The organism is Pseudomonas sp. PDM09 (assembly GCF_014852305.1).
Lineage (GTDB): Bacteria > Pseudomonadota > Gammaproteobacteria > Pseudomonadales > Pseudomonadaceae > Aquipseudomonas.
In genome coordinates this window covers 337,069-350,281 of sequence record NZ_JACVBI010000003.1, presented here as the reverse complement: position 1 = coordinate 350,281, position 13,213 = coordinate 337,069, and the positions used below count along the sequence as shown (strand labels likewise).

Sequence of the window (13,213 nt, the reverse complement as noted above, 5' to 3'; positions counted from 1 at the left end):
TAAGCCGCGGTGACTTTGATTTATCTGGCTTTGAGCCAATTCAAACAAACGTTTGTATTGGACGCTAGGAGTGGTGTAGATATAATGCGCCACCTAGAGAGAAAGGTGGGTCATCCATTGTCCCTTTCGGCCGTTGCCGGAGGAAATAATGGATGCAACGCCAAACCTCCAATTAGAAAAAACTGTTGAGCCTTGAGTAGGAGATAGCCTGTGGAACGCGAATACATGGAATTCGACGTGGTCATCGTCGGTGCCGGCCCCGCTGGCCTGTCCGCCGCCTGCCGTTTGAAGCAGAAGGCCGCCGAAGCCGGTAAGGAAATCAGCGTCTGCGTGGTCGAAAAAGGCTCCGAAGTCGGTGCTCACATCCTGTCCGGTGCCGTGTTCGAACCACGCGCCCTGAACGAACTGTTCCCGGACTGGAAAGAACTCGGCGCGCCGCTGAATACGCCAGTCACACGCGATGACATCTTCGTTCTGAAAAACGCCGACAGCGCGCAGAAGATTCCTGACCTCTTTGTGCCCAAGACCATGCACAACGAAGGCAACTACATCATCTCCCTGGGCAATCTGTGCCGCTGGCTGGCTCAGCAGGCCGAGAACCTGGGTGTGGAAATCTACCCGGGCTTCGCCGCCCAGGAAGCGCTGTTCGACGAGAACGGCGTGGTTCGCGGGATCATCACCGGCGATCTGGGCGTTGACCGCGAAGGCAATCCGAAAGAAGGCCTGTACACCCCGGGCATGGAACTGCGTGCCAAGTACACGCTGTTCGCCGAAGGTTGCCGCGGCCACATCGGCAAGCAACTGATCAAGCGCTTCAACCTCGACAGCGAAGCCGACGCCCAGCACTACGGCATCGGCCTGAAAGAAATCTGGGAAATCGACCCGGCCAAGCACCAGCCAGGCCTGGTGGTCCATACCGCCGGTTGGCCGCTGGACATCATGGGCACCGAGAACACCGGCGGCTCGTTCCTCTATCACCTGGAAAACAACCAGGTCGTGGTCGGTCTGATCGTCGATCTTTCCTACAGCAACACCTTCCTGTCGCCGTTCGACGAGTTCCAGCGCCTCAAGCATCACCCGGTGCTCAAGCAATACCTGGAAGGCGGCAAGCGCATCAGCTACGGCGCGCGTGCTATCTCCAAAGGCGGCTTGAACTCGCTGCCGAAAATGGTCTTCAAGGGCGGCGCGCTGATCGGTTGCGACCTCGGCACCCTGAACTTCGCCAAAATCAAAGGCAGCCACACCGCGATGAAGTCCGGCATGCTCGCCGCTGAATCGGTAGCTGACGCACTGTTCGCGGACAAAGACGGCACCGAAGAGCTGACCACTTACGTCGACGCCTTCAAGAAGAGCTGGCTCTACGACGAACTGTTCGCCAGCCGCAACTTCGGCCCGGCGATTCACAAGTTCGGCGCCATCGTCGGCGGCGGTTTCAACTGGATCGACCAAAACATCTTCGGCGGCAAACTGCCGTTCACCCTGCACGACACCAAGCCGGATTACGCTTGCCTGAAACTGGCGGCCGACTGCAAGAAGATCGACTACCCGAAACCGGACGGCAAGATCAGCTTCGACAAACTCAGCTCGGTGTTCATCTCGGGTACCAACCACGAAGAAGAGCAGCCTTGCCACTTGAAGCTGACCGATCCGAGCATTCCGATCGCCAAAAACCTGCCGATGTACGATGAACCTGCCCAGCGTTACTGCCCGGCCGGCGTATATGAAGTGGTGACCCAGGAAGACGGCGAGAAGCGCTTCCAGATCAACGCCCAGAACTGCGTTCATTGCAAGACCTGCGACATCAAGGACCCTGCACAGAACATCACCTGGGTGGCGCCGGAAGGCTCTGGCGGCCCGACTTACCCGAACATGTAAGTCGAATCGCTGAACATCAAGGCTCCCGACATGGGGGCCTTTTTGTTGCCCGAAATCCAGGCATCAACACCAAACCAATGTGGGAGCGGGCTTGCTCGCGAAAGCGGTTTATCATCCAACATTGATGTCGACTGATACATGGCTTTCGCGAGCAAGCCCGCTCCCACAGGGATTTGTGGTGTATCAAGCAGCCCGCTCATCCCCGGGATTACGTTCGAAGTAACGCTTGTACTCGCGGCTGAACTGCGACGTGCTCTGATACCCCACCCGATGCGCCACCTGGGCCACGCCCAAGCCTTCGCCCAGCAATAACTGCTGGGCCCTGAGCAAGCGCAAACGCTTCAAATACTGCACCGGCGACAACAAGGTGCAGCGCTTGAAATGCTCATGGAACGTTGACGCGCTCATGTTCGCGCAACTGGCCAGGGTCTCGACATTCAGCGGCTCGGTGTAATGCGCATGCAAATGACTCAGGGACGCCGCGATCCGGGCGAACTGCCCCTGTTGTTCCACCAGCGCGCGCAACACATCGGCTTGCGGCCCCCGCAACGCCACGAACAACAACTCACGCAAACGCGCCGGGCCCATGATCTGGCATTCCAGCGGATCGTGCAGGCAGCGCAACAACCGCTCCACACAACCGCGCATGGCATCGTCGAGCACCGCCGAGGTCATGGACTCGGGTGTCTGTGCGGGAACCGTGCGCCCCGGCGACAGCCCCATGGCCAATACCAACTCACCGAGCATTACCCGGTCAATGGCGATGGAAACGCCCAGCATCGGGCCATCCGGCGCCGAAAACGTTTCGCACTCGAAGGGCACCGGCAACGCCTGAATCAGGTAATGCCCGGCACCATATTCCAGCGTACGCGGGCCCAGATACGCCAACTTGCTGCCTTGGGCGATGATGACCAGGCTTGGCTCGTAGATTTGCGGGCCACGAGCCACATCACAACTGGCGCGCAAAACCTGCACACCCGGCAATGCGGTGGGCGCGAAACCATCGCGAATGGTCAGCGGCTGGATCAGCGAAACCAGGGTGGCATTGGCATCGAGATGACGGGTCAACAACATGAGGGAGCTCTTCACAAAAGAAGTCACAAAAAAGTAGCGAAAAAAGGGATGAAAACATCATCGCAGGTCTGAACGCCAATGCGGCCAATCGAAGGTGCATGCCGGAGGATTAGGCATGACACCCGGAGGAATCGCCATGGCCGGTCACCCGTGCTGCGCCCAGAATTGCTCGCCTCACCTGTCACCGCTTTTGCGAGGTTCACCATGTACACCGCCATCGGATACGCCGCTCAGTCAGCCACCACTCCCCTCGCCCCGATGAAATTCGAACGCCGCAGCCCACGGGCCGACGACGTTGCGATCGACATTCTCTACTGCGGCGTCTGCCATTCCGACATTCATCAGGCACGCAACGAGTGGGGCATTGCTGTTTACCCACTGATGCCCGGCCACGAAATCGTAGGCAAAGTTACCGCCATCGGTGCGAACGTTACTAAACACAAGGTCGGCGATCTGGTCGGCGTCGGTTGCATGGTCGACTCGTGCCGTCACTGCGAAGCCTGCCAGGCCGATCTGGAGCAATACTGCCTCGAAGGTCCGACCATGACGTATGCCACCCCGGACCGGGTCGATGGCAACAACACCATGGGCGGTTACTCCGACAGCATCGTGGTCAGCGAGCACTTTGTCGTGCGTATTCCGGAGAAACTCGACCCGGCCAGCGCCGCGCCGATTCTGTGCGCCGGCATCACCACCTACTCGCCGCTCAAGCACTACGGCGTCAAGGCCGGTGACAAGGTCGGGATTCTCGGCATGGGTGGCCTCGGCCACATGGGCATCAAGTTCGCCAAGGCTATGGGCGCTGAAGTGACGTTGTTCACCCGCTCGGCGAGCAAGGCCGAAGAAGGTCGTCGCCAAGGCGCGGACCACGTGATCGTGTCCACCGACGCAGAACAGATGAAAGCCGCCGCAGGACATTTCGACTTCCTGCTGGACACCATTCCGGTGCAGCACGACCTCAATCCCTACCTCGATACCCTGCGTTTCGACGGCGTACACATTCTGGTGGGCTTGATCGAACCGATCGATCCGCCGGTGCATGGGGGCAAACTGGTAATGAGCCGTCGCGTATTGGCCGGCTCCCTGATCGGCGGCATCGCCGAAACCCAGGAAGTGCTGGATTTCTGCGCCGAGCACGGCATCACCTGCGACATCGAAATGCTCGACATCCGCCAGATCAACGAGGCTTACACCCGCATGATTGCCGGTGACGTGAAGTACCGCTTCGTGATCGACATGGCGACACTGAAGGTTTAAACCTTCAAGCCAAGCTCCGCCGACAGCCGGGCTGTGACCCCTTTGATCAGGGGAATCAGCTCGGCCATTTTTTCCAGCGGCATGTACGGCACAGTGCTGGCGATGCTGATACCGGCGACGATGCGCTTGCTGGCATCGCGGATCGGCGCCGCCACGCAGCGAATCGACGGTTCGTTGTCTTCCAGGTCGAAGGCGTACCCGCCAGCCACATACTCAATCATGCGCTGCTGAAACTGCTCCCAGGATTGCTCCGGGTGCTGCGGCCAGAACTGATTTTTCCCACCCACCGGCAAGCTGATTTCGTACAGCCGTTGCCATTCTTCCTGCGTGTCATCGAGCATCAGCGCCTTACCGATCCCGGTACGCGCCAATGGCATGCGATGCCCCACCCGCGAACGCATTTCCGGACCGTTGCGCCCCGGATTCTTGTGCAGGTACAGCACCTCGTCGCCCTCACGAATCGCCAAGTGAATGGTGTCGCCGGTCAACGCCGACAACTCATCCAGGTACGGCCCGGCCAGCGTCACCAGTGGCAGCTCTTCACGTGCCTGGAAACCCAGCTCGATCAGTTTCGGCCCCAGAAGATAACCGACTTGCGGCACTACGCGCAGATAACGCTCGTCCACCAGGCAACTAGCCAGACGATGGGTGGTGCTGCGCGTCGTGCCGATCAGCCGGGCGATTTCCTTGAGATCGCGGGCGCCACTGGCCACGGCCTGAACTACACCCAAACCACGAAGCAGTGTCTGGGTGCCAGTCGGCGCGGCGTCCTTGGCGATTTTTGGGGCGTCTTCCTGCATATCCAGCCTTTACCGTTGAGCGAGTGAACGGGCGGCATTATGGTCGCCCGAAGGCCGCGACTACAACTTGATACGCTCGACCTTGCCCACCAACAACACGTAGGAAAGCGCACCCAACAACGCCAGAACCGAGATATAGGTAATCGCCGGGGCAAACGAATCACCCGAGGCGAGGAAGCCGATGACGATGGGCGTGGTAATCGCCGCCAGGTTGCCGATGAAATTGAACACCCCACCGGTCAATCCAAGCAAGCGCGCCGGGGCCAGGGTCGACACCAGCGACCAGGTGATCGACGCCAGGCCGTTGCCGAAAAAGGCGAGCGCGAGGAAGGCAATCACCAGCGGCGTCGACTCGACGAAGTTGGCACCGATGATCGAGGTGGAAATCAGCAGGCCGCCAATGATCGGCAACTTGCGGGCGAAACCCACCGTGTAGCCGCGACGGATCAAAAAGTCCGAGAAGAACCCCGAACACAGCACACCGACGAAGGCCGCCAGAAACGGCAACGACGCCAGCAAGCCAGACTTGATGAAGTCCATGCCGCGATATTTCACCAGATAGGTCGGGAACCACGTCAGAAAAAACCACAGCGTCGAATTGAGGCAGAACTGACCGAGGTAAATGCCCCACAACTTGCGTTTGCTCAGGACAATCCCGAGGTCGACCCAGCTGAATTTAGCCTTGGTCTTGGCGGCTTCAGCCTGGATATCCACCAACCCGCCGCCCTCGCGGATCAACTCGATTTCAGCGTCGTTGGCGCCCTTGAAATCCCGTGGTTCGCGATATACCGCGTACCAAATCACCGCCCAAATGATACCCACCGCACCGGTGCTGACAAACACCATGTGCCAGCCATATTGGTGCTGCAACCACGCGAGTACCGGCGTGAGAAACGCCAGCCCGACGAACTGCCCGGAGGTGTAGAAACCGATGGCGGTGGCGCGTTCGCACTCGGGGAACCAGGTCGTCACCACACGGCTGTTGATCGGATACGCCGGTGCTTCCAGCGCACCGACGGCCATGCGCAGCACGAACAGCGCGATGAAGCTGGCAGCGAAGCCAAGCATCACCGTGGCCAGCGACCACAGCAGCAATGCGACGCTATACAGGATGCGCGGCGGCACCCGGTCCACCAGCCATCCGCCGGGGATCTGCATGGCGGCGTAGGTCCAGCCGAACGCGGAAAAGATCAGCCCGACATGGATCGGATCGATGCCCAGATCGCTGGTCAGCGCCGGGGCGGCAATGGACAGGTTGCTGCGATCCAGGTAGTTGATCACCACCGTGATAAACAACAGGACCATGATGAAAAAGCGCTTGCGACTGGGCGTCACCAACGACGCCTGCCCGGTGAGGGTTTGCGGTTGCATGGGGGGGGTGCCTCTTCTTATGTTTATTGAGGTCGATGAAAAGCTCGCGCCTGAACGCGGATCCTCCTGTCCATGGAGATCAATTGTGGGAGCGGGCTTGCTCGCGAAAGCGGTGCGTCGGTCGACATCTCTGTTGAATGTGATACCGCCTTCGCGAGCAAGCCCGCTCCCACATTAGATTTGTGTTGAGTCAGGAGGGACTCACCACTCGGCAAAGCTGCCATCGGCATGACGCCAGATCGGGTTGCGCCAGCGGTGGCCAACGGCGGCGCGTTCGATCACGTATTCCTCGTTGATCTCGATGCCCAGGCCCGGGCCGTTGGGGATCTTCACGAAGCCTTTGTCGTAATCGAACACCCGTGGATCTTTCACATAATCGAGCAGGTCATTGCTCTCGTTGTAATGGATGCCCAGGCTCTGTTCCTGGATGAACGCGTTGTAGCAAACCGCGTCCAGTTGCAGGCACGCCGCCAGGGCAATCGGGCCCAACGGGCAATGCAGCGCCAGTGCCACGTCGTAGGCTTCGGCCATGTTGGCGATCTTGCGGGTTTCGGTGATGCCGCCTGCATGGGAAGCATCCGGCTGGATGATGTCGACGTAGCCTTCGCTGAGCACTCGCTTGAAGTCCCAACGCGAGAACAACCGCTCGCCGAGGGCAATCGGCGTGCTGGTCAGCGGAGCCAATTCTTTCAGCGCTTCGTAGTTTTCGCTCAGCACCGGTTCTTCGATGAACATCAGTTTGTACGGGTCGAGTTCCTTCATCAGCACCTTGGCCATGGGCTTATGCACCCGACCATGGAAGTCCACGCCGATGCCGACATTCGGGCCGACGGCATCGCGTACGGCGGCGACGTTGGCCAAGGCCAGGTCGACCTTCTCGAAGGAATCGAGAAATTGCAGTTCTTCGGTGCCGTTCATTTTCACCGCCGTGAAACCACGGCTGACCGCTTCTTTCGCAGCGCGAGCGGTGTCCGCCGGGCGATCACCACCGATCCACGAATAAACGCGAATCTTGTCCCGCACCTGACCACCCAACAGATCGCTGACCGACACACCCAGCGCCTTGCCCTTGATGTCCCACAATGCCTGGTCGATACCGGCCAGAGCGCTCATGTGGATCGCGCCGCCACGGTAGAAGCCGCCACGGTAGAGCACGGTCCAGATGTCTTCGATGTTGCGTGGGTCTTTGCCGATCAGGTAGTCGGACAATTCCTCAACCGCAGCAGCGACGGTGTGCGCGCGGCCTTCGACCACGGGCTCACCCCAACCGGTCACGCCCTCGTCGGTTTCGACCTTGAGGAAGCACCAGCGCGGCGGAACGATGAAGGTAGTGAGTTTGGTGATTTTCATCTATTGCCTCTCTTATTAGATGCAGCGCTCGCAGCGCCAAAAAGTCTTAACGCAAAGCATTCCAGGCAGCGACGTACGCCTTGGCGTTTACTGCCACTTGCTCAGGTGTCATGCCCGGTTTGAACAACCCGGAACCAAGGCCGAAACCTTTGACGCCGGCCTCGATGAACACCTGCATGTTGTCCGGCGTAATCCCGCCCACCGGCACCAGCACCGTCCCTGCCGGCAACACCGCCAGCCAGGCTTTCACAACGGCGGGGCCCATTTGTTCGGCCGGGAACATCTTCAGCACATCCGCCCCTTCGGCCAATGCGGCAAAGGCTTCGGTCGGCGTCGCCACGCCCGGCGACAGGAACAGCCCCGCCGCTTTCGCCGCGCGCAACACCTTGGCATCGCTGTGGGGCATGACGATCACTTGGCCGCCCGCCGCTTTCACTTGCTCGACCTGCTCCGGCGTCAGCACCGTGCCCGCACCGATCAGGCAATCGGCGGGCAAGGTACTGCGCAAGATGCGGATGCTTTCGTACGGTTCGGGGGAATTAAGCGGCACTTCGATGACGCGAAATCCGGCCGCGTACAGGACTTCGCCGACGGCTGCCGCTTCTTGCGGGCGCAGGCCACGCAGGATCGCGATCAGACCGTTTTGTGCCAGTGCTTGCTTGAGCATGTCAGACCTCCAGTCAGGTTTAACGGGATGGGGGTGTCGCGATCAGTCCGGCGGCGAGCGCCAACTGCCACAACCCGCGTTCGGTGGCCTGCTCGGCCAGGGTCACCCGGGCAAAACCGCAGGCGTCGAGCGCACGGCTGTAGCGGGCGCAGAGTTGGGCGTTGCCGATGAGGATGATCGACGGCAGATGGACACTGTTGCGCCGACGCCGCTGAACGTTGGCCAGCGCCGCCAGTTCATGACCAATCAGCAAGCCCGACAGAAAGTCCGGTTGAGCCGTGGCGCTCAGTTCACCGGTCAGCCCCAGACTGCGGGCACTGAACAATGTCGACAGCGGTCCGATCTCGCCGTCCACCGACAGAGCCACTCGCACGCCACGATCAAACGCTTCGCTATCGAAAGACCCGCCGCGCTGCTGAGTGCGCCCCAGAATGCTGTGTTCACTGAGGACGGCGAAGATTTCGCCGGTCATGAAGGTATCGAAATGCACGATGCAGCCGTCGGCCACTTCCACCCATTTCGAATGACTGCCCGGCAGACCGATCAACAGATCGTTGCCCGCCCCGCTCGGCAGATTCTGCAACACGCCGAGGACCTGGGTTTCCTCGCCGCGCATCACGTTCGGCAAGCGCGAACGCTGAATCACGCCCGGCACGATATGCACATCGACACCGCGAAGACTGCGAACGATTTGTAGGGTAGTTCCGAGATTGGCGACGTTCGCCGGCGTGTCGCAGTAGGCCGCTTCGCGCCAGCCCTGAGCACTGCCGACCATGCCGCAAGCAATCACCGGCAAATCGGGCTGCGCGTCGAGCCAGTCACCGCATGCCTCATCGAAGGCCAATTCAAAACCGTCGGCACATTCCTGACCGGCGATGATTCGCGGCGTCTTGGGCAGCTGCATGATCCCGGACGACAGCGAGCGCTGTTCCAGCACCTGACCACCGAAGCCGAGTTTGTAAGCACGTAATGAGGTTGTCCCCCAATCGAGCGCGATCAATTGCGCCAGCATCGCTTCACCTGTTTTGGTTTTTGGCAGTGAGTGAGCTGGACTATAAACCTGGACGAAGGCAAATCTCAATATATAAATATCAATCCCATATATTGGTAGGAGCACAAAAAAAGATCGCAGCCTTCGGCAGTCCCTACAGATCGATGTGCAACGCAATAACGCGGTCGAACACAATCCCGTGTAGGAGCTGCCGAAGGCTGCGATCTTTTAGGGGATCAATTGCCCTCGGCAAAATCCCTTAACACCGCCCCATCCATCCGATACCGCACCCACTCTTCCTGCGGTTGTGCGCCGAGGGATTTATAGAAGTCGATCGCCGGTTTGTTCCAGTCCAGCACGCTCCATTCGAAACGGCCGCAGTCGTTGGCGCAGGCGATTTTCGCCAGGTGGCGCAGCAAGGTTTTACCGGCGCCGCCGCCTCGTTGTTCAGGGGTGATGTAGAGGTCTTCGAGGTACAGGCAATTGCTGCCCAACCAGGTGGAATAACTGAAGAAGAACACCGCAAAGCCGATCGGCAGGCCATCGCGCAGGCAAATCAGGCCATGGGCGGTGGCGCCTTCGCTGAACAGGCTGCGCTCGATGTCGGCGACGCTGGCGATGACTTCGTGGCGGGCACGTTCGAAGTCGGCCAGTTCAGTGATGAACGCGAGGATTTGCGGAGCATCGCTGGGGGTTGCCGGGCGGATTTCGATCGTCATGGACGTGCCTTGTGAAAAGTTGAAAACGCCATACTAAGTCCGCGCGCGGCGCTCGTCACATGAGAAATGGTGGAGCGGGGTTTTGTGGCTAATGTCGATACGTTAAGAAATCACAGTCGCAACATACTCTATGTAGCAGCTGCCGAGCCTGCGAGGCTGCGTTCGGCTGCGAAGCAGTCGTGAATCCGGCTGGCGCGGTTTGTCTGAAGCACCGCAATGCCTGGTTTTACGACTGCTTCGCAGCCGAACGCAGCCTCGCAGGCTCGGCAGCTGCTACGGATCGCATTTACGGCTTAACTTACTGGCATTGGGGCAAGCCCCCAAGTCACAAAAGCGTTTCCACACTAAAGGACTTTTATGACCGCTATCGCTTTTGCGCCTCTGCATAATCTGGCCTCAAGCCTGCTGCCCCACGCGCTGGAACCTGGCGAGGATGGCGCCCATGATCTGTCGCACTTGCAGCGGGTGTGGCACAACGTGCGCACGCTTCATGCGCAAGAAGGCGGTGATCTTGAGGTACTGCTGGCCGCCGTGCTGTTGCACGATTGCGTGGCGGTGGAGAAGAACTCGCCGCTGCGCTCACAGGCATCACGACTGGCGGCGCAGAAAGCTTCGACCGTACTGATAGCCCTGGATTGGCCTGGCGCAAAAATTACAGCGGTCGCTCATGCCATCGAAGCCCACAGCTTCAGCGCCAACATCACGCCCACCACCCTCGAAGCGAAAATCATCCAGGACGCCGACCGCCTCGACTCCCTTGGCATGCTCGGCGTGGCGCGTACTTTCTACATCGCCGGGCGCATGGGCAGTGCGTTGTACGACCCGTTGGACCCAGAGGCAAAAGTGCGGGACTACGACGACAAGCGCTTTTGCCTCGATCATTTCCAGACCAAGTTGCTGCACCTGGCGGACGGTTTCCAAACGACCACCGGTCAACGTCTGGCACAGATTCGCCACGAACGCCTGAAGGGTTTCATGGAGCTGTTCAAGGAAGAAATCGGCGTCTGCCCAGAGCATTACTCCGGTCTGCGCTAACCCTGAAATCGGTAACCACAGACCTATCATCGGTACCTTACGTGATAGATAGATGACAATCACTTCTATCAAGTCAAGGAACGACTCATGTCTACCGCCGCCCCACCCGTCTCAAGCAGGTTGTTCAGCCTGTTCTGCCTCGCCAGCTATTTGTTGTCGTTGTCCTATGGCTCGACTTTTCTACTGTCGTTGCTCATTGGCTCTCGCGGTGGCAACGAACTCGATGCCGGCAGCGTGATTTCGGCGGCGATGCTCAGCACCTTTGCTGCGGTAATTGTTTCCGGTCACTTGTCCGACCTGCTCGGCGCGGCGCGCTCCATTGCACTGTTCAGCCTCTTGCTGGTGGCCGCCAGCCTGGGATTTGCCTTGACGCCTGGCTTTGGCAATCTGCTGCTGTTTTTTGGACTGATGCTAGGGTTGGGCTGGGGCGTTTTCTACACGCTCGGACCGATCATCGTCGCGAGTATGGTGACGCCTGCGCAACGGGCTAAATACTTTGCGCTGCTGTCGGGCAGCATGATGACCGGGATCGGCAGCGGTCCATTGTTGGGCCGCGCAGCCAGCGCTCTCGGGTATCCGGTGACGGCAGCGTTTTACCTCGCGGCGCTGGCCAGCCTGATCGGTGCTTTGCTGTTCTGGCGGCTGGATGCCCAGCTCAAGAAAACGCCCTCGGCATCAGCGTCAGTCGCACGAATATCCTGGCGCGCAACGGCCCGGATATTGTCCTCCAGAGCCGTGTTCCCGATCATCATGGTCGGCCTCGGCGGCTGTGTATTCGGTGGTCTGTCGAGTTTTCAAACCAGTTACGCGGCGTCCCGTTCACTTGATTATTCACTGTTCTTTTTCGGCTTCATGGGCGCGGCGATCAGCAGCCGAATGTTGATTGCCGGGTTCGTGGTCAAACGCGATCCATTGCGTGCATCCTGCCTGTTGTCGGGCCTGATGATGGTTTCGATCCTGATGTTCGGTTTTGTCGTCGATGACGGGTTCAGCTACGTGCTGGCGGCGATGATGCTTGGAGTGGGTTATGGGCTGACGTATTCGGTGATCAATGGCCTGGCGGCGAACGAAGCGCCGTCCGGCACCACCTCGCAGTCCTTGCTGTTGTTCAGCCTGTCCTACTTCGTCGGCGTGTTCGGATTTCCGTTGCTGGCTGGGAGAATCATCGTCGAACACGGGATGGTGACACTGTTGCTCACGGTACTGGCGGTGGCCCTGTTGAACTGGCTGATCACCGCAGGTCGGTTGATCTGGCGTCACGTGAGCAGGATCAAATCGTTGCAGCAGGCCTAGGGGGCGTTCTCAATGAGTTTCCCCGTCGCGCCGGGAAATCATTGAGAACGCCCCCTAGACCATTCGTCGTTCATCAGGCACCAATCCAGGTCAGAAAGGACCAACATCAGGTAAGGACTCTAATCAACGGAGACGACACCATGACCACGTCCCGACTGACCGCCCTCGCTCTCACCACGCTGCTCTCCTCTGTCGCGCTCGCCGCGACCAGCTCTTCCGGGACCGACCCGACCGATCCACTCCAAAGGCCCGAATCTGCGACCACCCAGGGCATCGACAGCGGCCGATCGCCTTCTCCGACGGCCACAGACCCACGGATTTATCACGACGACGCGGGCGCTCAGGGCGGGATGAATACACCCGGTCCCCAGACTCCCGACAACGCCGGAACCGGCGTCGGCTCGAAAACCACCACCGGTGGCTCGGGCTCCGAAGGCCGTAGCGTCAATCAATAAAATCGCCGACGCGAGCGACCTGCAATACCTATCCGTCCTAACGAAGAGGTAACCATGAACGTCGATAAAAACCTGGAAAAAGAAGTCCTGACCCGCCTGCTGCACGCCCACCCGAATGGCTTGGGCAAGGAGGTTCTGGACAATTACCGGGGGGAGAAAGTCGTGGCCAGCACCCTCGCCACTCTGCAGGATCGCGGGCTGATCCAGCACGGTCATGTGATCTGCAACGAAGCCGGCGAGCACTCGCTGAACCTGCCAATCAAACTCAGCGCCGCTGGGGTTGAAGCGGCGCGCAAGCTGGATGTCTAACCGAGTTGGCGCTGCAA

Annotated in this window: 13 protein-coding genes; 6 read left to right on the top strand and 7 right to left on the bottom strand. The window is 59.6% G+C overall.

Translation table 11 applies throughout. The features are described 5' to 3' along the window. The first annotated feature begins 210 nt into the window (after positions 1–210). The gene (locus IB250_RS10275) at positions 211–1,875 is read left to right on the top strand and encodes an electron transfer flavoprotein-ubiquinone oxidoreductase (RefSeq protein WP_192344018.1); all 1,665 of its coding nucleotides are present in this window, start codon (positions 211–213) and stop codon (positions 1,873–1,875) included. Positions 1,876–2,058: 183 nt separating this feature from the next. Here the strand turns inward: IB250_RS10275 and IB250_RS10270 are convergent, their stop codons facing one another. Further along, positions 2,059–2,949: an AraC family transcriptional regulator gene (locus tag IB250_RS10270; RefSeq protein WP_123494555.1), complete on the bottom strand. Its 891-nt coding sequence runs from the start codon at positions 2,947–2,949 to the stop codon at positions 2,059–2,061. A 204-nt stretch (positions 2,950–3,153) separates the two neighbouring features. Between IB250_RS10270 and IB250_RS10265 the strand changes: the two genes are divergently transcribed. Beyond that, a complete protein-coding gene (locus IB250_RS10265; protein ID WP_192344017.1) occupies positions 3,154–4,206 on the top strand; it encodes an NAD(P)-dependent alcohol dehydrogenase in 1,053 nt (350 codons plus the stop codon). Here IB250_RS10265 and IB250_RS10260 read toward each other — a convergent pair. From IB250_RS10260 to IB250_RS10235, 6 genes are all read right to left on the bottom strand, one after another. Continuing rightward, positions 4,203–5,006, bottom strand: coding sequence for an IclR family transcriptional regulator (locus IB250_RS10260; RefSeq protein WP_008012044.1), 804 nt, complete (start codon positions 5,004–5,006; stop codon positions 4,203–4,205). The genes IB250_RS10265 and IB250_RS10260 overlap by 4 nt on opposite strands. A 60-nt stretch (positions 5,007–5,066) precedes the next feature. Continuing rightward, positions 5,067–6,377 (bottom strand): MFS transporter, encoded by a 1,311-nt coding sequence (locus IB250_RS10255; RefSeq protein ID WP_192344016.1) that lies wholly within the window; start codon positions 6,375–6,377, stop codon positions 5,067–5,069. A 201-nt stretch (positions 6,378–6,578) separates the two neighbouring features. Next, positions 6,579–7,727 (bottom strand): galactonate dehydratase, encoded by a 1,149-nt coding sequence (gene dgoD, locus IB250_RS10250; protein WP_007903915.1) that lies wholly within the window; start codon positions 7,725–7,727, stop codon positions 6,579–6,581. A 46-nt stretch (positions 7,728–7,773) separates the two neighbouring features. Continuing rightward, positions 7,774–8,394, bottom strand: coding sequence for a 2-dehydro-3-deoxy-6-phosphogalactonate aldolase (locus tag IB250_RS10245; protein ID WP_192344015.1), 621 nt, complete (start codon positions 8,392–8,394; stop codon positions 7,774–7,776). Positions 8,395–8,413: 19 nt separating this feature from the next. Continuing rightward, on the bottom strand, positions 8,414–9,406 hold the full coding sequence (locus IB250_RS10240; protein WP_192344014.1) for a 2-dehydro-3-deoxygalactonokinase: 993 nt from the start codon (positions 9,404–9,406) through the stop codon (positions 8,414–8,416). A 215-nt stretch (positions 9,407–9,621) separates the two neighbouring features. Next, positions 9,622–10,104 carry a GNAT family N-acetyltransferase gene (locus tag IB250_RS10235; RefSeq protein ID WP_095634928.1) on the bottom strand — a complete coding sequence of 161 codons (483 nt, stop codon included), beginning with the start codon at positions 10,102–10,104 and terminating at the stop codon, positions 9,622–9,624. Between the two features lie 357 nt (positions 10,105–10,461). Here IB250_RS10235 and IB250_RS10230 point away from each other — a divergent pair, with 357 nt between their 5' ends. The 4 genes from IB250_RS10230 (at position 10,462) to IB250_RS10215 (ending at position 13,196) form a co-directional block, all read left to right on the top strand. Next, positions 10,462–11,139, top strand: a complete 678-nt coding sequence (locus IB250_RS10230) for an HD domain-containing protein (protein ID WP_192344013.1) — start codon at positions 10,462–10,464, stop codon at positions 11,137–11,139. An 87-nt stretch (positions 11,140–11,226) separates the two neighbouring features. After that, positions 11,227–12,432 carry an MFS transporter gene (locus tag IB250_RS10225; protein ID WP_192344012.1) on the top strand — a complete coding sequence of 402 codons (1,206 nt, stop codon included), beginning with the start codon at positions 11,227–11,229 and terminating at the stop codon, positions 12,430–12,432. A gap of 140 nt (positions 12,433–12,572) precedes the next feature. Then, a complete protein-coding gene (locus IB250_RS10220) occupies positions 12,573–12,887 on the top strand; it encodes a hypothetical protein (RefSeq protein WP_192344011.1) in 315 nt (104 codons plus the stop codon). Positions 12,888–12,941: 54 nt separating this feature from the next. Next, positions 12,942–13,196, top strand: coding sequence for a hypothetical protein (locus tag IB250_RS10215; protein WP_007903936.1), 255 nt, complete (start codon positions 12,942–12,944; stop codon positions 13,194–13,196). Positions 13,197–13,213: the final 17 nt, after the last annotated feature.